A 21,726-nucleotide genomic window follows, 5' to 3' on the forward strand; every position below is an offset into this window, starting at 1 on the left:
GTCCACCGCCGGACCGGGTGACAGCGTGACGAGCGATTCGGTGACCCCGGATCCCTTCGCCACCCAGGAGCGTGCGACCGGCCGCGCCACCATCACCGACGTCGCGCGCGTCGCCGGCGTATCGGTCGCAACGGTCTCCAAGGTCGTCAACGGCCGGTACGGCGTCGCCGCGGCCACCGCCGAGCGGGTGCTCGGCGTCGTCGCCGACCTCGGGTACGAGTCGTCCCTCGTCGCGCGCAGCCTGCGCCGCCGCCAGACCAACGTCATCGGCGTGCTGGTGGCCGAGTTCGAACCGTTCAGCACGGAGCTGCTCAAGGGCATCTCCGCCGCGATGGACGGGACGGGCTACGAGCTGCTCGCCTACTGCGGCGACGCCGGGCACTCGGACCACGTGGGCTGGGAGCGCCGCTCGCTGTCCCGCCTGGCCGGAACCCTGATCGACGGCGTGGTGATCGTCACGCCCACCCTGGCCCTGCCGGTGCACGAGGGCGTGCCCATCGTCGCCATCGACCCGCACACCGGCCCCACCGGGCCCGCGACCGTCGACTCCGACAACCTGGGCGGCGCGCGCACCGCTACCGAGCACCTCATCTCGCTCGGCCACACGCGCATCGGCTACCTCGGCGGACGTTCCGACCTGGAGTCGGCCCGCCTGCGTGAGCTCGGCTTCTTCGAGGCGATGCAGGCCGCAGGCCTCACACCGGACCCGAGCCTGGTGCTCGAGGGCGGCTACCGCCCGGACCGGTCCGACCGCCCCACGCACGACCTGCTCGAACGCCCCGACCGGCCGACCGCCGTCTTCGCCGCCAACGACCTGTCGGCGATCCACGTCATCCAGGTGGCGCAGGAGCTGGGGCTGCGCGTGCCCGAGGACCTGTCGGTCATCGGTTTCGACAACATCCCCGAGGCCGCCGCGTCGAACCCGCCGCTGACGACCATCGCGCAGTCCCTGCACGAGATGGGTGCCGAGGCGCTCCGCATGGTCATCGCGATGCTCGAGTCGGGCACCACCGCGGGCAAGCACACCCGCCTGCCCACGCGGCTGGTCGAGCGCGCGAGCACGGCTCCCCCGCCCGCGCCGTCGAAATAACCTCGCCGACGGCGGCAGGCCGGGGCACCCTGGTGGGATGACCTCCCCCACCGGCCGCACGCCGGCGCAGACGCAGTGGCACGTCCTCGAGGTGGCGGCCGTACCGTCCGTCGACCACCCCGACGCCTGGGCGTACCACGGGATCGCCGCCGTCGACCGAGCGGTGGAGACCGCGCACCTGGGGTACGACGACCTCGCCCGCACGGTGCGGCAGATGGTCAGCGGGATGCTGCACCAGGAGTACGCGCACAAGCAGCGGTTCGTCGCGGTCCTCGACCGGGCCGACGGCGGAGCGCCTACCGCCGACGACGTGGTCGGCTTCGGGTTCCTGGCGATGACGCTCAAGGACAACACGCACACCGCCGACGTCTACGTGGGAGTCCACCCGGACCACCGGCGGCTGGGCATCGGCACCGCTCTCGCGACGCGGCTCGAGGAGGCTGCCGCCGACGCCGGGCGGACCACGTTCTTCGCCTGGTCGCTGTCCGCGCGCGAGGCCGCCGAGGGCGAGGAGGCGCTGGTGCCGGCCACCGGCGTCGGGCGCCTCCCCGCCGACGCAGCGGGTGCTCGCTTCGCGCTCGGCCGCGGCTACACGATCGAGCAGGTGGAACGCATGTCACGGCTCGACCTGCCGGTGGATCCCGACAAGCTGGCGGCGTTCGAGGCGGAGGCGCGCGCCAAGGCGGGCGACGACTACCGGACGCACACGTGGGAGGGCATCCCTGAGGCGTGGCACGCGGGATATGCCCAGCTCATGACGCGGATGTCGACGGACGTGCCGCAGGGCGAGCTGGACTTCGGCGAGGAGGCGTGGGACGCCAAGCGCGTCAGCGTCTACCTCGAGGAGCGCGCCGCCAGCGGCCAGCGCCTGCTGACCACTCTCGTGGAGCACGTCCCGTCTGGCGAGGTCGTGGCGGGTACGTCGTTCCTGCTGCAGGACGCCAAGCCGGCGTTCGTGTTCCAGGAGGAGACGATCGCGCTGAAGACCCACCGCGGGCACCGGCTCGGGATGCTCGTCAAGGCGGTCAACCTGCGCGAGCTGGCGGCGCGCTACCCGCAGACCGAGCGTGTGCACACGTTCAACGCCGAGGAGAACGCGCACATGCTGAGCATCAACGTGGCCCTGGGCTTCCGCCCCTCAGGCGCGGAGGCGGCCCTCCAGAAGCGCCTCTGACCCCTCGCTGAGTGCTGGGTATTTGCGGCTTCGCGGGCCCGAAACCCGCAAATAGCCAGCACTCAACGGTGCTTGCGGAGGCGGCCGACCAGGGTGAGGAAGCGGCCGGTCGCGCGGGTGACGACCCCGCCGGTGCCGTTCGCGACGTCCAGCAGCTGCCGGACCTGCTTGTGCGTGACGCCCGAGCCCGGCTGATAGGGCAGTCGGTCCAGGGGCATCGCGCTGGTCATGATCATGACGTCGTCCGACAGGCCAGCACCCTGCAGCATCCCCGTGACCGTGGGGCCGATGACGGGGTGGGCCATCGCCTCACCCAGCGAGGAAGCGGCGGTGAGCGGCGCGACGACGCCGTCCGACGGCACCTCGGCGTCGGCCGTGGCACGGATGTCGCGGCTCGATGCGCCCACCTCCACCCGATAGGTGCCGCCCTCGACGCGCCACCGGTCGGCCTGGACGTCCCAGTACGCGAGGTCGTCCCGGTCCACCGAGAGCTCCACCTCGCGCGACTCCCCCGGAGCGAGATCGACCACGGCGAACGCGGCCAGCGCGCGCGGGGCACGCGGGACCGGCGAGCCGGGCAGGGACACGTAGCACTGCACCACCTCCCGGCCCGCGACGCCGCCGGTGTTGGTGACGGTCACGCGCACGGTGAGCCCGACGCCGTTGGTCGAGCCTGCCGAGACCCCCAGCCCTGAGTATCCGAACGTCGTGTACGACAGCCCGTGCCCGAACGGGAACTGCACGTCCAGGTCACGTGCGTCGTACCAGCGGTAGCCCACATAGATGCCCTCGCCGTAGGTGACGCGCAGGCCCGTGCCCGGAAAGCTCGTCCACGCCGGGGTGTCCTCGATGCGCAGCGGGACGGTCTCGGCCAGCCGGCCGGACGGGTTGACGCGTCCGTACAGCACGTCGGCCAGTGCCCCGCCGCCCGCCTGGCCGAGCAGCCAGCCCTCCACGATCGCGGGCACCCGGTCCGCGAACCCGGACAGCCGCACCACCGAACCGTTGGACAGGACCACCACCACGCGCGGGTTGACCTCCAGCACCCGGTCGAGCAGCTCGAGCTGGACGGCGGGCAGCTCGATGTCCGCACGGTCGCGGCCCTCTGCCTCGGCCGACTGCGGCAGACCCGCGAAGAACAGCACCACGCCGGCGTCGCGAGCCGCGGCCACCGCGTCGGCGGCCAGCGCCTCGACGGTGTCGGCGGCGGCAGACCTCTTCCACAGCCGTCCGACCACGCCCCGGCGGGCCGCGGCCCCGCTGATCGAGCCTGCCGGGCCGAGCCCGTAACCCGGCGCGAAGACGACGTCGGAGGCGAAGCCCTCGATCGCGGCGAGGGCGTCGTCGAGCCGGGTCGGGACGATCTGGGACGATCCCGAACCCTGGTAGCGCGGCGTGCGGGCGAGCTCGCCGATCACCGCGACACGCGTCTGCGGCGCGAGCGGCAGCAGGCCGTCGTCGTTCTTGAGCAGCACCACCGCACGACTCGCCGCCTCGCGGGCCAGAGCGTGGTGCGCGGCGGCGTGCCAGGCCTCGGGGTCGTGGCCGCGCTCGGCGAGCAGCGGCGCGCCGCCCTCCGTTGTCTCCTCGCGTGCGGCCTGCGCCGCGAGCGCCAGCGCGACGACCCGGGTGGCCGAGCGGTCGACGTCGGCGACGTCGAGGGCGCCGGACTTCACTGCCGCGACGAGCTCCTTGACCCGGCCCTCTCCGGCGGCGGGCATCTCCAGGTCCAGACCTGCGCGGACGCCGGCGACGCGGTCGTGGACGGCGCCCCAGTCGGACATGACGAGGCCCTCGAACCCCCATTCGCCGCGCAGGATGTCGGTGGTGATGCGGCGGTCCTCGCCGGTGTGGGTGCCGTTGATGCGGTTGTACGACGACATGAGCGTCGCGGGCCGGGCCTTGGTGACGACGCGCTGGAAGCCGCGCAGGTAGATCTCGCGGAGGGTGCGCTCGTCCATGTCGGCGGAGACGCGCATGCGTTCCGTCTCCTGGTTGTTCGCGGCGAAGTGCTTGAGGCTCGTGGCGACGCCGCCCGCCTGGATGCCGGTGACGATGGCCGCGCCGATCTCGCCCGCGAGCAGGGGGTCCTCGGACACGTACTCGAAGTTGCGCCCGCACAGCGGGCTGCGCTTGATGTTGATGCCGGGCCCGAGCACTACGTCGATGCCGCGCTGCTTCGCCTCGGCCGCCACCGCCCCGCCCACGCGCCGGACCAGGCCGACGTCGAACGTGCTGCCCAGCGCGACCGCCGGCGGGAAGCACGTGGCGGGGACGGCGCCCTCGATGTCGCCGACGTCGGGGGCGAGCCTGCGCACGCCGTGCGGGCCGTCCGCGAAGAAGGCCGACGGGACTCCGGAGGCCTCCGCAGTGGTCCAGAACGACGCGCCGGACAGGAGCCGCGCCTTCTGCTCCAGCGTGAGCTTCCTGACGATCGCCGCGGGTGCAGCTGCGGTGGCGACTGCGGTGCGGGCCTGCGGCTTCTTCGGCATGCGGTCACGCTACCCGGATCAAAAAGCCGTGCGTCCGGGCACCGCCGGGCGCACTCTGTGCTCATGACCTCAATTTCTGCGGTACCCGCCCCGGCGACGTCGGCGTGGCGCCTGATGGACCCGCCGCACCCGTCCTCGATCGACGACCCGGCGGCGTGGGCGTACCGGGGCATCGCAGAGCTGGATGCCGCCTCGGGCACAGCTGACCTCGGCAATGCCGACGCCGCCCAGACTCCGCTCGCGATCCTGGTGGCGATGAACAACCAGGACTACCGGCGCAGGCTGCGCCAGGTCGCCGTGGTGGACGCACCCGAGGGGCCGCGGGTGGTGGGCAGCGCGCTCCTGAGCCTCTTCGTCCGGTCGAACCCGGAGCTGGCCGTCGGCTTCGTCGTGGTGCACCCGGAGTACCGGCGGCAGGGGATCGGCACTGCCCTGGTCGAGTGGTTCCGCACCACCGCGCAGGCGGAGGGCCGGACGTCGGTCCTGGCCCCCGTCGACTTCGGGTCCGAGGGGGCCGACGGCGAGACGCTGGCTCCGGCGTCGGGCATCGGCACGGTCTCCGCGGACCTGCCGGGCGTGCGGCTGGCACAGAAGCTGGGCCTGAAGCTGCAGCTCGTGGAGCGACGCTCCCGCATCGACCTGCCCGTCGCGCCCGACGCGGTCTCGCGGTTCGAGGCCGAGGCCCGTGCCGTCGCCGGCGACGCGTACCGCGTCCATACCTGGACCGCGCCCACGCCGGACGAGTGGATCGAGCAGTACGCGGCCCTGGAGCAGGCGCTGTCCGACGACGAGCCGCGCGGCGGTCTCGAGGTCGAGTCCGACGTCTGGGACGCCGACCGCCTCCGCGTCGAGGAGGCGACGATCGCCGCCAAGGGCGACCGGTACGTGGTGACAGCGGCCGAGCACGTGGCCACGGGCGAGCTCGCCGCGATGACGATGCTGCTGTGGAACGCCGAGAAGCCCGACCACACCGACCAGGAGTCCACGGTGGTGCTCAAGGCGCACCGTGGGCACCGGCTCGGGATGCTCGTCAAGGCGGTGAACCTGCGCGAGCACGCCCGGCTGCGACCGGAGGCCCAGCGCATCTACACCTGGAACAACGAGGAGAACCCGCACATGCTCGCGATCAACATCGCGCTCGGGTTCCGGCCGGCGGGCGGGTCCGCGGAGTTCCAGGGCCCGCTGTAGACCTCGTTCGTCAGAGGAGCTCCGGGGTCAGGTCCGGGTCGCCCTCGTGGACGTGCTCCACCACGCCGCGCAGCGTCACCGGCCCGGCCGGCCCGGCGTCGACCCGGGCGCCGGCCGTCACCTCGACGACGGCGCCCACGCCAAAGGGCCAGGTGTCGGCAGCTGAGCTGCCGGCACCTGGCCCCTTACCGTCGCGGGGTTCGCCGCGCTGGCGTCAGTTGTCGTTCCGGTCGTCCCGGTCGTCCGCGTCGTCGTCCGCGTCGTTCGGGGTGTTGTTGTCGTTCGGGGTGTTGTCGTTCTGGTCGTCGACGTAGTTCGCGTCGTTCGGCGAGTCCGCCGACTGCGCGGAGCCCGCGGTGTCGTGCGCCGACTCGTTCGGCGAGTCCGCCGACTCCGGCGAGGGGTCGTAGTTCGCGTCGCCGGGCGAGTCCGCCGACTGCGCGGAGCCCGCGGTGTCGCGTGCCGACTCGTTCGGCGAGTCCGCCGACTCCGGCGAGGGGTCGGCCGTCGTGGAGCCGGCACCGTTGTCGGACTGCGGTGCGCTCTCCAGGGCGACTGCCGCGGAGGACTCGGCCCGGGGGGCCGGGTCGTTCAGGGCCGCTGCCGTCGATGCGCCGGCGACGCCGATCACGGCCGCTGCTCCGACGATGGCCCAACGCTTCTTCATGGTCGAGGGGTTCATCTCTGTGACCTCCGGGTCTCGCGGCACCCCGTTCGGGTGCCTCCTGATAGAAGTCTGCGTCGCCAGGATGAGGCGACGAGGAGACCTGCATGAGACGCCTCTCATGTCCGGGAAGGTGTCCCGAGAAGGCGTCAGCCCTTGAACCGGTAGCCCGCCCCGCGCACCGTCTCGATGCGGTCTGCTCCGAGCTTCTTGCGCAGGTACCGCACGTAGACGTCGACCACGTTGGAGCCTGGGTCGAAATCGTAGCCCCAGACCCGCGACAGCAGCTGCTCGCGGGACATGACCTGGCCCGGATGCTGCAGGAACACCTCCGCGAGCGCGAACTCCCGTGCCGAGAGCTCCACCTCGCGCCCCGCCACGGTGGCAGTGCGCGTGCGCAGGTCGAGCCCGACGTCGCCGTGCTCCAGGCGGTCCGACGCCGTCGCCTCCCCCGTCGTCCGCCGCAGCCGCAGCTTGATCCGGGCGAGCAGCTCGTCGAACCCGAACGGCTTGGACATGTAGTCGTCCGCCCCGCCCTCCAGGCCCGCCACCCGGTCGGAGAGCGAGTCCCGGGCGGTCAGGATCACCACCGGCAGCGTGGAGCCGACGTCGCGCAGGCGCTGCAGCACCGTGAAGCCGTCCAGCACGGGCAGCCCGATGTCCAGGACCATGAGGTCGTAACCGCCGGACATCGCGTGGGCCAGCGCCGACGCGCCGTCGGACACCACGGTGGGCTGGAACCCGTGCGCCTTGAGCCCCTTGCGCACGAACTGCGCGATGCGCTCCTCGTCCTCCGCGATCAGGATCTGGTTCAACGTGCCTCCTCCTCGGTCGCCGCGCTCCTGCTACCTGCCTGCGTGCCCGACGGCACAGCGCCGTCGGCCGGCCAGGTCATCACGAAGCGTGCCCCGCCGCCGTCCGACCGTTCGACGACCACGTCCCCGCCGTGCCCCTGCGCGATGGCCCGCACGATGGCGAGGCCGAGGCCCGAACCGGACACCCCGCCCGTCGTGCTGCCCCGCGCGAACCTGTCGAAGATGCGATCCGCCTCCTCGGGTGGCACGCCGGGGCCGGTATCGCGCACCCAGAGCCGCACCTGACGGCCCGCGGGCCCGTCGAACACCTGCGTGCCGATGCCTACCTCGTCGTCCGGGCCGGTGAACTTCACCGCGTTGTCCGCGAGCTGCAGCACCGCCTGGGTGAGCCGGTGCATGTCGGCGACCACCTCGGCGTCGGCCCGGGCGTCCACCACCCAGCGGCGGGCGCCCAGCGCGCGCGCCTTGTCGTGCACGTCGTCGGTGAAGCGGCCCAGGTCGACGGAGGCGGTGGAGACGAAGTCGGCCCGCTCCGCCTTGGCGAGCAGCACCAGCTCCTCGACGATCTGGCCCATCCGGGACGTCTCGTCGAGCAGGAGGTCCCGTGTCTCGCGCACGTCCGACGGATCGTCCGGGTCGAGCACCTCCAGGTGGCCGCGCAGGACGGTCAGCGGGGTACGGAGCTCGTGTCCGGCGTCGTCCAGGAACTGGCGCTGCGTCTCGATGGCCGTGGACAGCCGGTCGAGCATAGTGTTGAACGCGCCCGCGAGCTCGCCGAGGTCGTCCTCGGTGGCCACCGGGACCCGCTGGGAGAGATCGGTCTCGGTGACCCGGGTGGCGGTGGAGCTCAGCTGCCGCAGCGGGCGCAGGAGGCGGCTGACCACCAGCCACGCGAACACCCCCAGCAGCACCAGCGCCACGCAGCAGACGATCGCGTAGGTGCGCATCACGGCGGTCTCCGCCTCGAGCGACTCGTCCAGCGCGGACGCCATCACGTACGCGCCCACCTCCTGCCGGTCGGGCACCGTCACGGGCACGACGACGAACCACACCCTGCCGATCTCCGTGTCGATCTCACGCTGGACCGTCGTGCTCGACTGCGGCGTGAGACTGTCGACGACGTCCCGGACCACCGCGCTGTCCGCGACCACCCGCGCCGGCGTGGGCGGGCTGGACTGCTGGTGCTTACCGTCCAGGTAGCTCACGAACATCTCGTGGGTGCCGGGGACGTTCCGCTCCATGGCGACACTCATGAGCCGGCCCGCGCCGTGGAACTTCTCGCCCGTCTCCGGGTCCACGCCGTTCTCCGCGAGCTGCTGCAGCTCCCCGATCTCCTGGTCGAAGTCCTCGGAGATGCCCTCCATGATCTGCTGGGTCTGGATCGCGTGGGTCAGCAGGCCCGTCGCGAGCAGCCCGATGGCGGTCACTGCCACCACCGTCGTCACGACCTTGGCCCGTACCGTCGGCCGGCGCAGGCTCATGCGCGACCCACGCCGGACGACGCGAGCCTTGACCCGTCGAGCCAGCCGGCCACGACGTCCAGGCGCCGCGATGTCGCCGCCTGCCACCCGCGCTCCTGCACGCGGTGCGGCCCGGTGGCCAGCGAGAGCAGCACCCCCGCGACCCGCGCGGCGAGGTCGCTCCGGTCGGCGCCCCTGCCGCCAGGGGCCGCCACGAAGCCGGTGGCGTAGTCCGCGGCGAGCTTGCGCATCCGGGCAGCATGCGTGACCTGCGCCGGATCCTTCCCGTGCACGAGGGACAGCACGTCCAGGTGTGCGACGAGGCAGGCGAGGTCGTCGGCGCGGTGGCCGGGGCCCGCGGAGTCGACGTCGAGCAGGCCGGTGATCCGCCCGTCGGTGAGCATGATCTGGGCCTCGTAGAGGTCGCCGTGCGTGGGGTCCGCACCGGTCCCGCGCTCCGCGAGGCGCGTCCGGACGGCGCCGGCCAGGTCGGCGGCCCGGCCCGCCTCCGCGGGCAGCGCCGCGCCGATGACGCCCGCGTAGTGCTCGGCCGAATCGCTCCACGCGGGGCGGCGCGGCAGGTCGCGCACCTCGGCGGGCAGCCGGTCGAGCAGGTCGAGCACCTCGAGCGGGGACGGGATGCGCCCACCGTCCCGCACGGCGGCGCGCATCTCGGTGCCGTGCAGCGGGGACAGGACGAGGAGCCCGTCGTCCGACCAGCCGAGGGGGCGCGGGACCGGCAGGCCTGCCTGCGACAGGAGCTCGTGCCGCCGGTGCAGGTCGGCGACCTTGCGGGGGCGGAGCACCTTGAGGAACACCCGGGACGACGCGGCGGTCGCCTCGATCACCGCACGCCGTGTCGGGCGGTAGGCCCGGACCTTGAGCACAGGGTTGGCGCGGGCCTCCGGGCTGACGCCGAGGCCGGCCAGGAGCTCCTCGACGGCGGCCGTGTTGAAGGCGCGGGGCAGCGCGGGCAGCGCCGGGTCGCCGGGGAAGCGCCACACTGCGACCGTCGCGTCGCCGTCGGACAGCGTGACCACGCCCGGCTGGCGGCCGTCGCGGGAGCGGCCGACGCTCGCGCCGAGCGTCTCGGACCGCTCGACGCCGTCCCAGCGCACCGTCGCCCGGTAGGCGACGGTGGTCGTGGAGCCGGGGCGATGGTCGACCTGGCGCACCCGCCAGTCCACGAGCTCGCCGCCGGCCGTGGCGACGGCCGCATCGAGGAGCCCCGCAGCGGCGTCACCGGTCAGCAGGTCGAGGTGCGTGTTCACCCGCTCATCCTCGCAGCCGGTACCCGGCGAAGCCCTCCGATTCGGATGAGAATCCTCTAACCCCCGCCCGTTCAGGCGCGCAGCTCGCGGTACTTCGTGATGAGGGCCGCCGTGGACGGGTCCTGCGCCGCAAGGGCCGCCTCATCGCCGGCGACGGCGGGCGCGATCTCCAGCGCCAGCTTCTTGCCGAGCTCGACACCCCACTGGTCGAACGAGTCGATGCCCCAGATGACGCCCTGCACGAAGGTGATGTGCTCGTACAGCGCGACGAGCTGGCCCAGCACTGCCGGGGTCAGCGCGGGGGCGAGGATCGACGTCGTCGGCCGGTTGCCGCTGAACACCTTGGCCGAGACCAGGTCCTCGGCGACGCCCTCGGCGCGCACCTCGTCGGCCGTCTTGCCGAACGCGAGCGCCTTGGTCTGCGCGAAGAAGTTCGCGAGGAACAGGCCGTGCACGTCCGCGTCGGCGTCGTGCAGCGGGTAGGCGGGGTTCGCGACGGCGATGAAGTCCGCCGGGATGGTCCGCGTGCCCTGGTGGATGAGCTGGTAGAACGCGTGCTGCCCGTTGGTGCCCGGCTCGCCCCAGAAGACCTCGCCGGTGTCGGACGTGACGGGTGTGCCGTCCCAGCGCACGGACTTGCCGTTGGACTCCATGGTGAGCTGCTGCAGGTACGCCGGGAACCGGTGCAGCTGCTGCGCGTACGGCAGGACGGCGTGCGTGTGCGCGTCGCGGAAGTTCACGTACCAGACGTTGAGCAGCCCCATCAGGACGGGCACGTTCTTCTCGAGCGGCGCGGTCCGGAAGTGCTCGTCCATCGCGTGGAAGCCGGCCAGGAGCTCGGCGAACGCGTCGGGCCCGATCGCGACGGCGAGCGACGTGCCGATCGCCGAGTCGACGGAGTAGCGGCCGCCCACCCAGTCCCAGAACCCGAACGCGTTCTCGGGGTCGATCCCGAACGCCTCGACCTTGTCCAGCGCGGTCGACACGGCGACGAAGTGCTTCGCGACGGCGTCGGAGCGGCCGTCCTCGGAGTCCTCGATCGCACCGGCGGCGACGAGCGAGCGCCACAGCCAGTCGCGCGCGAGACGCGCGTTGGTGAGGGTCTCCAGCGTGCCGAAGGTCTTGGAGGCGACGATGAACAGCGTCGTCGTCGGGTCGAGGTCGGCGGTCTTCTGCGCGACGTCGGTGGGGTCGATGTTCGAGACGAACCGGACCTGCAGGCCGTCCTGGACGTAGGGCTCCAGGGCCTCGTACGCCATGACGGGGCCCAGGTCGGAGCCGCCGATGCCGATGTTCACGATCGTCCGGACGGGTTCGCCCGTGACGCCTGTCCACTCCCCGGAGCGGACCTTCTCGGCGAACGCGTACACCTTGGCGAGCTCGTCGGCCACGTCGGCGGCGATGTCCTGGCCGTCCACGGTCAGCGGCTCGTCAGACGGGCGGCGCAGCGCCGTGTGCAGCACCGCGCGGTCCTCGGTGACGTTGATGTGCTCGCCGGCGAACATCGCGTCGCGGCGTTCGGTGAGCCGCACCTCGTCGGCGAGGGCAAGGAGCGAGGCGAGGACGTCGTCCGTCACCAGGTTCTTCGACAGGTCGACGTGCAGGTCGGCGGCCTGGTGGCTCAGGCGTTCGGCCCGGGCCGGGTCCGCGGCGAACCAGCCGCGCAGGTCTGGCCGGAGGTTCTTGGAGAGCTCGGTGAGCGAGCCCCAGGCGTTGGTGGTGGTGGCGTCGACAGGCCCACGGGCCGGCTCTGAGGTCATGAGACAACCGTAGTGCGGAGCGCCTGCGCCGCAGCCTCGGCGAGTGTCTGATCCGTCACCTCGTAGCCCGCGTCGTCCCCGCCGCCCGGGCCCGCGGCGTCGACGACCGTGCGCTTCGCGGAGAGGTGCACCGCGTCCACGCCGATGCGCAGCAGCGCCGGGATGTCCGACGCCGTGACGCCGCCCCCCGCCATGATCTCGATGCCCAGCTCGGCGCTGTGCTCGACCAGGGCGGCCAGCCGGTCCAGCCCCTCGCCCGCGCGGGCCGCGCCGCCGGAGGTCAGCACCCGCGTGACGCCCAGCTCGGCCAGCGTGTCGAGCGCGGCGATCGGGTCCGCGATCACGTCGAGCGCGCGGTGGAACGTCACCTCGGCGTCCTCGGCCGCGGCGACCAGGTCGCGCATCCGCCGGACGTCCACCGTGCCGGACGGCGTCAGGGCGCCCACCACCACGCCGTCGGCGCCCTGGTCGGCCGCCAGCGTGACGTCCCGCAGCATCAGGTCGATCTCGGCGGCCGAGTACACGAAGCCGCCCGGGCGGGGGCGCACCAGGACGTGCACCTCCAGGATCGGGGAGCTGTCGGACGACGGGACCACCGCCGCGGCGTCGACCACCGCCTCGATGAGCGCGGCGCTCGGCGTGATGCCGCCGGTGGCGCCGAGCGCGGAGCAGAGCTCGACGCGCCGGGCGCCGACGCCGGCAGCGATCACCGCCCCGGCCGGATCCTGGACAGCGAGCTCGAGAGCGACACGTTGAGGCACGGCGCCAGCGTAGCCGGGCCACGGGGCGGTCTGTCGCCCGCCGTGTCCGCCGCCGAGTCGGTAGGGTCCCTGGCATGGCTATCGATCCCAGTGCGATCCTCACGGGTCGCGCCCCCGGGCGTGCCCCGATCGGAGTGATCCTGGGGATCGTCTTCGCGTCGGTGTGCCTCATCGTCATCCTCGCGTTCGACGCGATCACGGGCGGCGCGTCGTTCGTCGTGGGGCTGTCGCTCGCGGTGCTGCCCGTCGCCGTCTGGCTGCCGCTGGTGCTCGCGCTGGACCGGCTGGAGCCGGAGCCGCCGAACGCCCTGATCTTCGCGTTCCTGTGGGGTGCGGGGGTCGCCGCGCTGTTCGCGAGCATCCTGAACACGCTCGGGCTGTCGCTGCTCACCGAGACCGAGCTCACCGGCGAGGAGGAGGGCTGGTACATCGTCGCGACGTTCGGTGCACCGGTGGTCGAGGAGCTGCTGAAGGGTGCGGTCCTGTTCGGCATGCTCTGGTGGCGGCGGCAGGAGCTGAACGGCCCGACCGACGGCGTCATCTACGCCGCGATGGTGGGCCTCGGCTTCGCCGCGACGGAGAACATCCAGTACTTCATCGACGCCGTCGAGGTGGACCAGCTGGGGTACGTGTTCGTGCTGCGGGCCATCGTCTCGCCGCTGCTGCACCCGCTGTGCACCGCGATGACCGGCATCGGCGTGGCGGTCGCCGCGCTGGCCGGGCCCGGGAAGCTGCGCCGGCGGGCTCCGCTGTACGGGCTCCTGGGCGCCATCGCCCTGCACAGCCTGTGGAACGGCTCCACGAAGTTCGGGATCGGAGGCCTGGCCTTCGCCTACCTCGTCGGGTTCGCGGTGCTGATCGGCCTGATCGTGATCCTGGCGCGGGACCGCCGTCGGATCGTCCAGCTCATCGGCCACTACCTGCCGCTGTACGGCCCTGTCGGCATCGTCACGCACGACGACCTGCGGATGCTGTCGACGCTGCCCGGCCGCCGGGCGGCACGGAGCTGGGCCCGGTCCGCGGGCGGGCGCCCCGCCGAACGCGCGATGACCGACTACCAGCAGGCCGCGACCGAGCTCGCCCTGCTGCACCAGCGCGCCGGTGCACAGCGGGATCTCGACCCGCACGGGCTGGAGCAGCAGCGGCAGTACCTGGTATGGGTCATGCAGCAGGCGCGGGCCGCGTTCCTGGCCCGCCAGCCCCGCCCCCCAGCGCCCACATGGGGCACGACAGGCTTCGGCCCCCCGGGCCGCCTCTGACCCCGCGTTGAGTGCTGGATATTCGCCCCTTCAAGGCCGAAAAAAGGGCGAATACCCAGCACTCAACGGTCACCGGGTGGGGAGCAGGTCCACGATCAGGGCGCGGAGCAAGCTCATGCGGGCGGGGATGTGGTCCGTCAGGACGTGCTCGTCGTCGGCGTGCGCGCCGCCGCCCACGGCGCCGAGGCCGTCCAGCGTCGGCGTGCCGACGCCGGCGGTGAAGTTGCCGTCCGACGCCCCGCCGACTGCCACGCCGGTGAGCGGCGGCAGGCCGGCATCCGCGGCGATCCGCGACGCACGTGCGAAGAGCGCGGCCGACAGCGCACCTTCCAGCGGCGGCCGGTTGATGCCGCCCTCGATCTTGAGCGCGGCGTCGGGCAGCACCGGAATCAGGGCGCGAATCGCGGAGTCGACCCGCTGCTGCTCGGCGACCGTCCGGGCGCGGACGTCCACCGCGAACGATGCCTCGGCCGGGACCGTGTTACCCGTGGTGCCGGAGGTGGCGACCGTTGGCGTCACTGTGGTGCCGAGCGCCGGGTCACCGAGCGCGGCGACCGCCAGCACCTGGTGCGCCAGCTCGACCGAAGCGTTGACACCCTTCTCGGGCTCCAGGCCCGCGTGCGCGGCCCTGCCCTTCACCAGCACGCGGTAGATGGAGGTGCCCTTGCGCTCGAGCTTGAGCGCGCCGCCGTCGGCCGAGGCCTCCAGCACGAGGGCGGCGTCCGCCCCACGGGCCTCGTCCTGGATGAGCGTCCGGGACGACGGCGAGCCGATCTCCTCGTCACCGGTCACCAGGAGGGTGGCCCCGGTCCGGTCGTCGAGGGAGCCCAGCACGTGCAGCGCCATGGCCAGACCGGTCTTCATGTCGAAGCTGCCGGGGCCGCGCAGCACGCCGTCGGAGATCCCGAACGGGTGCGTCCGCAGGGTGCCGATCGGCCACACCGTGTCGTGGTGCGCCAGCACCAGCACGCGCGTGGGGCCGCCGAGCCGCCACCGCAGGTGGATGCCGAGCCGCTCCGGCTCGACACCCAGCCGCTCGGTGCCCAGTCGGGCAACCAGATCGGCGGACCGGGCCAGCGCGTCCGGGTCCGACGACGGCGACTCGCACTCGACCAGCGTCCGGAGGTCGGCGATCAGGGCGTCGGGGGCGGGAGAAGTCATGCCCGCACGGTAGCGGCCGCTCGGGTCAGAGCGAGAGCAGGCGCAGCACGAGAGCCGCCGCCGAGAGCAGCATCAGGCCGCCCGTCGGGATCAGGCCGGGCCAGTCCTTCGCACGGGCGTGCGTGATCATCGCGCCCAGGAAGTACAGGACGAAGCAGGCGGTGGCAGCGATGCCGATCGGCGCCCACCAGATCCCGACGGCGGTGCCGACGGCACCGGCGACCAGCAGTGTGCCGAGCACTGGGACGAACTTCTTGGACACACCAAGCTTGGTGGTGAGCTGATCGACCACCTGCGGGTTGCCCGTCAGCTTGCCGTAGCCGCTGAACGCGGTGACCAGGGCAAGCAGGGCAGAGACGACTACAGACGCAACGAACACGGGTCCTCCGAGGACGATGACCGGGCACACCCGGCGAGAGCAGGCGCCCATCCGGACGCCTCACGAATCGTCCGGCACTCACCGAGACTTGCCAAGGAGCGGGTTAGCAACTCACTATGAGTAAGTGACTTCCCGGACGACCGCCCTCACCTCCCCTGCCCGGATCCCCCAGCCGGACGCCGGGGCGCCGAACATGGCCAACGAGGAGGCGTGCACCGTCTTCCAGCGCACTCTCGAGCTCGCAGGCAGGCGCTGGTCGGGAGCCATCCTCTACGCGGGCGTCGCTGGGGCGCGGCGCTTCGTCGAGTACCGCCGCTACGTCCGCGGCATCTCCGACCGGCTCCTGACCCAGCGCCTGCGCGAGCTGGAGCGGCAGGGGTTCATCACACGCGAGGTCGTGCCGACGATGCCCGTACAGATCCGCTATGCGCCGACCCCCGCGGGGGCGGAGCTGGTGGGCGCCCTGCTCCCCCTTGGCGAGTGGGGACGCAAGCACTACGACGTGGTGGGGGCGAGCTCGGAGGTCTGACCACCGGCACGGCACAGGCCGAGCGCCACGAGGAGGTGGCGCCCGGCCCGGGCGGCACCCCGGCCCGAGCGGCGTCGGGCCGGGGTGCCGATCAGCTCAGGAGTGCGAGACGCGGAGGCGGAAGCTGCCCGTCCCGACGGAGGACAGCGTCGTCGTGTTCTCGGCGAGGTACTCCTCGAGGTACGGCGCGGGCGCACCCTGGGTGGCGACGTCGTCGTCCGGGTCCTGCAGGTCGAGCGACAGCCGGGCGCCGGTCACGGAGATCCGGTTGCCGGACGGCTCGGGCAGCCAGTCCCAGGAGTTGTAGTTGATCGTCCCGATCTGTACGCCGAGCTGGTGCCCTTCGGCAAGAGTCCAGTCGGTCGACTTCAGATCGAACGCCACGCGCCCGCGCCGCTCGATGAGCGCCACGTTCTCGTCGAACATGGTCGCCGTCCCGTCGGGCGCGACGTCCCACAGCCGCACCAGCACGTCCCCGACCGCACCGGCGTTCAGCGTGATCGACGGCGTACCCGTGATCCGCACCGCCGATCCGACAGGCTTCGACCACGTCCAGTAGGACGAGCCGGTGGCACCCGCGGCGCGGCCCTTCGGCGCGAGCGACGGAGCGAGCGAAGGTGCGAGCGTCGGCGCGTTCTCCATGTCCCATCCGTCGACGTCCCATCCGTCGACGTCCCGTCCGTCGGCCTGGCCCGCCGTCGGTGCCGCCGACCGCGACCGCGGCCCGCCGTCGTCCACGTAGGCGCCCTTGGGCAGCCGCACCCGGGTCGAACCGTCAGCCTCGGGCCACGTGTCCTGTGCGCGCCAGGCGCCGGTGCTGTCCTGGATCGCGTACGCCGGCTCCTCGACGCCCGGCTCGACGCCCTTGAGGAACTCGTCGTAGAACCGCATCACCTCGTCGAAGAAGCCCTCGCGCCCCATGGCGAGGCGCCCGTCGGAAACGACGTCGTTGCCTCGCACGTGGTCCCACGGGCCGAGCCAGCCGCGCTCGACGCCCGTGTGGTTGTCGAGGAAGACCTCCATGTCCTCGGGCTTGGTGTTGGGCTCGATGAAGCCCTGGGTCACGAACAGCGGGGTGTCCGTGCCGGCGGCGTCGTCGGCCAGGTTCCGAGCGTCCCAGTACTCCGACCCGAGGTCGGGCTCATTGCCGTCCGCCAGGTTGTCCGACAGGCACTCCGGGTGCTGGTCCTCGTAGCGGGCGTTCGCTGCGTAGTGCTCGTCCTCGCCGTCCATGGGCGGCATCGCGGCGATGCTGTTGTACGCCTCGGGCGTGTAGGTCACGTGGGGCCGCGCGACCTCGTTGCTCCACAGATAGTTGTACATGTTCCACAGGGGCTCCTGGGCGACCACCGCCTTGAGCGGCTCCAGGCCCAGGTTGTTGCCCGCGAGCCCGGTGACGGCGTCGTACGACTTGCCGTACATGCCGACGTCGCCCGTGGACCACTCCTGGCTCGCCGACCACTCGATCGCCGCGCCGATGTCGGCCTGCTCGCCCGGCCCCACGAAGTCGAGGCAGCCGGTGCTGCCGCCATAGCCACGGATGTCCACCATGACGAAGGTGTACTCCTTCGCCATGAGGTCGGCGCCGTCGACGAAGTCCCGGAACCGCGCGGACGGGCCGACAACTTCCCACTCCTCCGGCCCGGTCTGGCCGGCGTGCGCGAAGTACGGCCCGATCGACAGGATGACCGGCGTCCGCACGTCCGGGGCGAGGTGGGCGGGCCGCAGGATGTCGGCGTGCAGCTCGACGCCGCCCGACGACGGGAAGTACTCCTGCGTCCACGCCGCGCCCTCGGGCACGCGCTCGTTCTCGTCATGGGTGACGGGGTCGCCCACGGTGGCTGTCGTGCCGCCGGCGACGGCCCCGGCCGGGCCGGCGACCGCGGCGGGCACGCCGCTCCCGGCAAGCATGAGCGTGGCCGCTGCGGCGACCGCGGGTGCAGTCCTGCTGAGTCTCGTACGAAGTCTCATCGAGGCGTCCTCCCTGGGGCCCAGGTCTGGGATGCCCGGGTTACCTGAGAGGTTAGAGAACATTCACCCGCAGTGCCCCGAATTTAGACGAACCGTCCGGGATTGCTCAGCCGCGCAGGCCCAGGAACTCCGCCACACGGTCCGACGCCGGTGCGGCCCGCAGCTCGCCCGGGGCGGCGACCTGCAGCAGCAGCCCCCGGTCCATCACGCCGATCCGGTCGGCGACGGCGGCCGCCTCGGCGTGGTCGTGCGTGACGAACACCGCCGTCGTGCCGGTCTCGACCAGCGCTGAGCGCACCTCGCCCGCGAGCCGTTCCCTGAGCTGCCGGTCGAGCGCGGAGAGCGGCTCGTCCAGCAGGAGCAGGCGGGGCCGCGGGGCCAGCGCCCGCGCGAGGGCCACCCGCTGCTGCTCCCCGCCGGACAGCGTGGGCACGGCCCGCTGCTCGTAGCCGGCGAGCCCCACGAGGTCGAGCAGCGTGGACACCCGCTCGTCCCGTTCGGCCCGGGTCAGGTCCTGGGTCTCCAGCCCGTAGGCGACGTTCCGCCGCACGTCCCGGTGCGGGAAGAGCTGGCCCTCCTGGAACATGAGCCCGAACCGGCGCTTGTGGACCGGCACCCCGGCGAGGTCCTCGCCGTCGTACCGCACGCTGCCGCCGGCCAGCGGCTCCAGCCCGGCCACGGCGCGCAGCAGCGACGACTTGCCGCACCCGCTCGGACCGAGCAGCGCGACCACCTCGCCGGGCGCGACGGTCAGCGACACCCCGTCCACCGCGGTCGAGAGCCCGTACCGCACGCTGACGTCCCGAACTTCCAGCCCAGCCATCAGAACTCCCCTCCGGCGCGCTCGTCGCGCAACCGCTCCGCCACCATCATCACCGTCGCGGTGAGCGCGGCGAGCACCACCGACGCCGCGAGCGCCATCCCGTAGTTCTCGGCGCCGGGCCGCCCGATGAGGCGGTAGATCACGACGGGCAGGGTGGCGCCGTCGGGCCGTGCGAGGAACGACGTCGCGCCGAACTCGCCGAGCGAGACCGCGAAGGCGAACCCGGTGGCCAGCCCGACCGAGCGCAGGGCGATCGGCAGGTCCACGGTCCGCAGGACGCGGCCGGGGCCGGAACCGAGCACCGCCGCCACCTCACGCAACCGGGGGTCGATGGCCCTGAGCACCGGCAGCACCGTGCGCACGACGAGGGGTACGGCGACCACCGCCTGCGCGACGGGGACGAGCAGCCCGGAGGTCCGCAGGTCCACGCCGAGCACCGGCTGGTCCATGGTGATGAGAAAGCCGAATCCGACGGTCACGGCGGACACCCCGAGCGGGAGCATGAACAGCCCGTCCAGCGCCCCGACGGCGCGGCGTGCGCCGACCGACCTCGGCCGCCGGGACACCACGAGCGCCACGAGACCGCCGACCACCAGGGAGATCACCGTCGCGGCCAGCGCGGTCCGCAGCGAGGTCGCTGTGGCCTCCCACACGGTCACGACCAGCGCGTTGCGCTCGCCGGTGGTCCCGAGCGCCACGTAGTTCCCGGGCCCCCAGGACCCGTCGGGCTCGCGAAAGCTGCGGGTCACCAGGCCGGCCAGCGGCAGCACCATGAGCCCGCCGACGATCGCCGCGCCCACCAGCGCCATCGTCAGGTCCTTGGGCGACCGCCAGGACAGCCGCCTGGCCGAGCCGTGCGCGGACACGAGGCGCAGCGCGGCCTCGCGGCGCCGGCGGGCCCGGGCGGACACCGCGAGGGCGCCCGAGATGACCACGAGCTGCAGGATCGAGAGCACCGACGCCGAGCGCAGGTCCAGGAACTGGGTGGTGCGCGTCCAGATCTCGGTCTCGATGGTGCCGTACCGCACGCCGCCGAGGACCAGCACGACCCCGAACGCGGTGGCGCAGAACAGGAACACCACCGAGGCCGCGGACGCGATGGCGGGTGCCAGCGAGGGCAGCGTCACCGTGCGGAAGACCCGCGCGGGCCCCGCCCCGAGGGACGCGGCGGCCTGCTCGGTCCTGGGGTCTAGCCGCTCCCACAGCCCGCCGACGGTCCGCACGACCACCGACACGTTGAAGAAGACGAGGGCGACGACTATCCCGGCCAGCGACTCCTCCAGCCCGAGGAAGCCGAGCGCGCCGCCGGGCGCGAACAGGGTGCGGAACGCGACGCCGACGACGACGGCGGGCAGCACGAACGGCACCGTCACGAGCCCGCGCACCAGTACCCGACCCGGGAAGGACCGGCGGTACAGCAGGTACGCGAGCGGCAGGCCGAGCAGCACGGAGAAGGCGGTGCCGAGCACTGCCTGGGTCAGCGTGAGCCATACGAGCCGCCACGTGCGCGGGCTGGACAGCACCTCGGCGAACCCGGTGAGGTCGAGCACGCCGTCGGGCACAAAACCTCGGACCACCAGCGCGGCAACGGGCCAGGCGAAGAAGACGGCGAGGAAACCGAGGGGGACGGCGACCGCCGTCCCCCAGAGCAGCGGCGCGGGCCGCAGGCTCAGCCGACTCAGCCGATTCAGCCGATTCAGCCGACTACGGTCTCTGTCCACCGCTCTATCCACTCGTCGCGGTGCTCGCTCACCTCGGCGGGCGCCACCTCGAACGGCGCCTCGGCCTGGGGTGCGAACTTCTCCCAGTCGGCGGGCAGCTCGGTAGCGGGGTCGGCCGGGTACATGTACATCGACTCGGGCAGCGCGGCCTGGGCGTCCTCGCCGAGCAGGAAGTCGACGAACGCCTGAGCACCCTCCGGGTTGTCCGACCCGGCGAGCACTCCCGCGTACTCGACCTGCCGGAAGCACGTCTCGAGCAGCGCGCTGGTGGTCGACTCCGAGCCGTCCTCGCTGACGGTGAAGGCCGGCGACGTCGCGTACGACAGGACGAGCGGGCGCTCGCCGCCCTCATCCGCACCCGAGAAGTCCACGTAGTAGGCGTCCTCCCACGAGTCGGCGACCTTGACGCCGTTGTCGACCAGGGACGTCCAGTAGTCCTCGAACCCGTCCTCGCCGAACGCCCCGACGGTCGCCAGCAGGAAGGCGAGCCCGGGCGACGACGTCGCTGGGTTGCTCACCACGAGCAGGTCCCGGTACTGCGGGTCGGCCAGGTCCTCGAGCGTCTTCGGCACCTCGAGGTCCGACTTCTCGAACCAGGCCTCGTCCGCGTTCACGCAGACGTCGCCCTGGTCGATCGGGGTGAGCGCCCCGCCCAGCTGCTCGACGCCGTCGGGCAGGTCCGCCGGGGTGTACTCCTCGACCACGCCCGCCTCGAGCGCGCGGGAGGCGAAGGTGTTGTCGATGCCGAACACGGCGTCGCCGAGCGGTGCGTCCTTGGTCAGCACCAGCTGGTTCACCAGGGTTCCGGCGTCGCCCGCCGCACTGACCTCGACGGTCAGCCCGGACTCCTCCTCGAACCGCTCGACCACCTTCTCGTCGAGCGCCCAGGAGTCGTGGGTCACGAGGGTCACGGTGCCCGACGCCGCCGGGTCGCCCGCGCCGGCCCCGGAACCATCGGACCCAGAGCCACCGGAACCAGAGCCGCCGCAGCCGGCGAGCAGGAGCGCCACGGAGAGCGCTCCGGCGGCCGGACCAGCTTGGATCGTGCCCGCGTGAGCACCGGAAAGACGCAACATCGTGCCTCGACTTCCTCCGCCGGTCTGACCCGGATCAGGTTCAAGGGTCTGCGGTGTTCCGCACTCTCAGCGCCGTGTGGCGCTCCCCTGTCGTGTCCGGCCAGCCTACTGGCCGGTCGAGCGCTACCGTGT

General features: G+C 72.6%; 19 protein-coding genes and 1 riboswitch. Of the genes, 5 read left to right on the forward strand and 14 right to left on the reverse strand.

The window, feature by feature from the left end:
* Positions 1-40 precede the first annotated feature (40 nt).
* Together AB0F70_RS18685 and AB0F70_RS18690 are read left to right on the forward strand one after the other, a co-directional pair.
* Positions 41-1,090 carry a LacI family DNA-binding transcriptional regulator gene (locus tag AB0F70_RS18685; RefSeq protein WP_357451374.1) on the forward strand — a complete coding sequence of 350 codons (1,050 nt, stop codon included), beginning with the start codon at positions 41-43 and terminating at the stop codon, positions 1,088-1,090.
* Positions 1,091-1,127: 37 nt separating this feature from the next.
* Positions 1,128-2,264: a GNAT family N-acetyltransferase gene (locus AB0F70_RS18690; RefSeq protein ID WP_357451377.1), complete on the forward strand. Its 1,137-nt coding sequence runs from the start codon at positions 1,128-1,130 to the stop codon at positions 2,262-2,264.
* Positions 2,265-2,326: 62 nt separating this feature from the next.
* Here the strand turns inward: AB0F70_RS18690 and AB0F70_RS18695 are convergent, their stop codons facing one another.
* Positions 2,327-4,756 carry a glycoside hydrolase family 3 C-terminal domain-containing protein gene (locus AB0F70_RS18695; RefSeq protein ID WP_357451380.1) on the reverse strand — a complete coding sequence of 810 codons (2,430 nt, stop codon included), beginning with the start codon at positions 4,754-4,756 and terminating at the stop codon, positions 2,327-2,329.
* Positions 4,757-4,819: 63 nt separating this feature from the next.
* Here AB0F70_RS18695 and AB0F70_RS18700 point away from each other — a divergent pair, with 63 nt between their 5' ends.
* Positions 4,820-5,944, forward strand: a complete 1,125-nt coding sequence (locus AB0F70_RS18700; protein ID WP_357451383.1) for a GNAT family N-acetyltransferase — start codon at positions 4,820-4,822, stop codon at positions 5,942-5,944.
* Positions 5,945-5,954: 10 nt separating this feature from the next.
* On the opposite strand, the gene AB0F70_RS18705 is transcribed toward AB0F70_RS18700, so the two are convergent.
* The 7 genes from AB0F70_RS18705 to AB0F70_RS18735 all read right to left on the reverse strand — a co-directional run bounded on the left by AB0F70_RS18705 (position 5,955) and on the right by AB0F70_RS18735 (position 12,675).
* Positions 5,955-6,083: a hypothetical protein gene (locus AB0F70_RS18705; RefSeq protein ID WP_357451386.1), complete on the reverse strand. Its 129-nt coding sequence runs from the start codon at positions 6,081-6,083 to the stop codon at positions 5,955-5,957.
* A 75-nt stretch (positions 6,084-6,158) separates the two neighbouring features.
* Positions 6,159-6,626, reverse strand: a complete 468-nt coding sequence (locus AB0F70_RS18710; protein ID WP_357451389.1) for a hypothetical protein — start codon at positions 6,624-6,626, stop codon at positions 6,159-6,161.
* Between the two features lie 131 nt (positions 6,627-6,757).
* Positions 6,758-7,423 (reverse strand): response regulator transcription factor, encoded by a 666-nt coding sequence (locus AB0F70_RS18715; protein WP_357451392.1) that lies wholly within the window; start codon positions 7,421-7,423, stop codon positions 6,758-6,760.
* Entirely contained in the window at positions 7,420-8,904 is a 1,485-nt protein-coding gene (locus AB0F70_RS18720) for a HAMP domain-containing sensor histidine kinase (RefSeq protein WP_357451395.1), read from the reverse strand. The genes AB0F70_RS18715 and AB0F70_RS18720 overlap by 4 nt, the downstream gene beginning before the upstream one ends.
* Positions 8,901-10,154 carry a phosphotransferase gene (locus AB0F70_RS18725; protein WP_357451398.1) on the reverse strand — a complete coding sequence of 418 codons (1,254 nt, stop codon included), beginning with the start codon at positions 10,152-10,154 and terminating at the stop codon, positions 8,901-8,903. The genes AB0F70_RS18720 and AB0F70_RS18725 overlap by 4 nt, the downstream gene beginning before the upstream one ends.
* Positions 10,155-10,225: 71 nt before the next feature.
* On the reverse strand, positions 10,226-11,914 hold the full coding sequence (gene pgi / locus AB0F70_RS18730) for a glucose-6-phosphate isomerase (protein ID WP_357451401.1): 1,689 nt from the start codon (positions 11,912-11,914) through the stop codon (positions 10,226-10,228).
* Entirely contained in the window at positions 11,911-12,675 is a 765-nt protein-coding gene (locus tag AB0F70_RS18735) for a copper homeostasis protein CutC (RefSeq protein WP_357451404.1), read from the reverse strand. Before AB0F70_RS18735 ends, pgi begins: the two co-directional genes overlap by 4 nt.
* A gap of 74 nt (positions 12,676-12,749) precedes the next feature.
* On the opposite strand from AB0F70_RS18735, the gene AB0F70_RS18740 reads away from it, so the two are divergent.
* Positions 12,750-13,934: a PrsW family intramembrane metalloprotease gene (locus AB0F70_RS18740; RefSeq protein ID WP_357451408.1), complete on the forward strand. Its 1,185-nt coding sequence runs from the start codon at positions 12,750-12,752 to the stop codon at positions 13,932-13,934.
* Between the two features lie 69 nt (positions 13,935-14,003).
* On the opposite strand, the gene AB0F70_RS18745 is transcribed toward AB0F70_RS18740, so the two are convergent.
* On the reverse strand, positions 14,004-15,095 hold the full coding sequence (locus AB0F70_RS18745; protein ID WP_357451411.1) for a M20 family metallopeptidase: 1,092 nt from the start codon (positions 15,093-15,095) through the stop codon (positions 14,004-14,006).
* Between the two features lie 25 nt (positions 15,096-15,120).
* Entirely contained in the window at positions 15,121-15,474 is a 354-nt protein-coding gene (locus AB0F70_RS18750) for a DoxX family protein (RefSeq protein ID WP_357451414.1), read from the reverse strand.
* A gap of 124 nt (positions 15,475-15,598) precedes the next feature.
* On the opposite strand from AB0F70_RS18750, the gene AB0F70_RS18755 reads away from it, so the two are divergent.
* Entirely contained in the window at positions 15,599-16,003 is a 405-nt protein-coding gene (locus AB0F70_RS18755; protein ID WP_357451417.1) for a helix-turn-helix domain-containing protein, read from the forward strand.
* A gap of 96 nt (positions 16,004-16,099) precedes the next feature.
* On the opposite strand, the gene AB0F70_RS18760 is transcribed toward AB0F70_RS18755, so the two are convergent.
* From AB0F70_RS18760 to AB0F70_RS18775, 4 genes are all read right to left on the reverse strand, one after another.
* On the reverse strand, positions 16,100-17,974 hold the full coding sequence (locus tag AB0F70_RS18760) for a CocE/NonD family hydrolase (protein ID WP_357451420.1): 1,875 nt from the start codon (positions 17,972-17,974) through the stop codon (positions 16,100-16,102).
* Positions 17,975-18,080: 106 nt separating this feature from the next.
* Entirely contained in the window at positions 18,081-18,797 is a 717-nt protein-coding gene (locus AB0F70_RS18765; protein WP_357451423.1) for an ABC transporter ATP-binding protein, read from the reverse strand.
* Positions 18,797-20,488, reverse strand: a complete 1,692-nt coding sequence (locus tag AB0F70_RS18770) for an iron ABC transporter permease (protein WP_357451507.1) — start codon at positions 20,486-20,488, stop codon at positions 18,797-18,799. The genes AB0F70_RS18765 and AB0F70_RS18770 overlap by 1 nt, the downstream gene beginning before the upstream one ends.
* Before the next feature lie 5 nt (positions 20,489-20,493).
* The gene (locus AB0F70_RS18775; RefSeq protein ID WP_357451426.1) at positions 20,494-21,594 is read right to left on the reverse strand and encodes a thiamine ABC transporter substrate-binding protein; all 1,101 of its coding nucleotides are present in this window, start codon (positions 21,592-21,594) and stop codon (positions 20,494-20,496) included.
* Positions 21,589-21,693: riboswitch (TPP riboswitch) on the reverse strand. (Overlaps the previous gene by 6 nt.)
* Positions 21,694-21,726: the final 33 nt, after the last annotated feature.

This window comes from Promicromonospora sp. NPDC023805, from assembly GCF_040639635.1.
Taxonomy (GTDB): Bacteria; Actinomycetota; Actinomycetes; order Actinomycetales; family Cellulomonadaceae; genus Promicromonospora.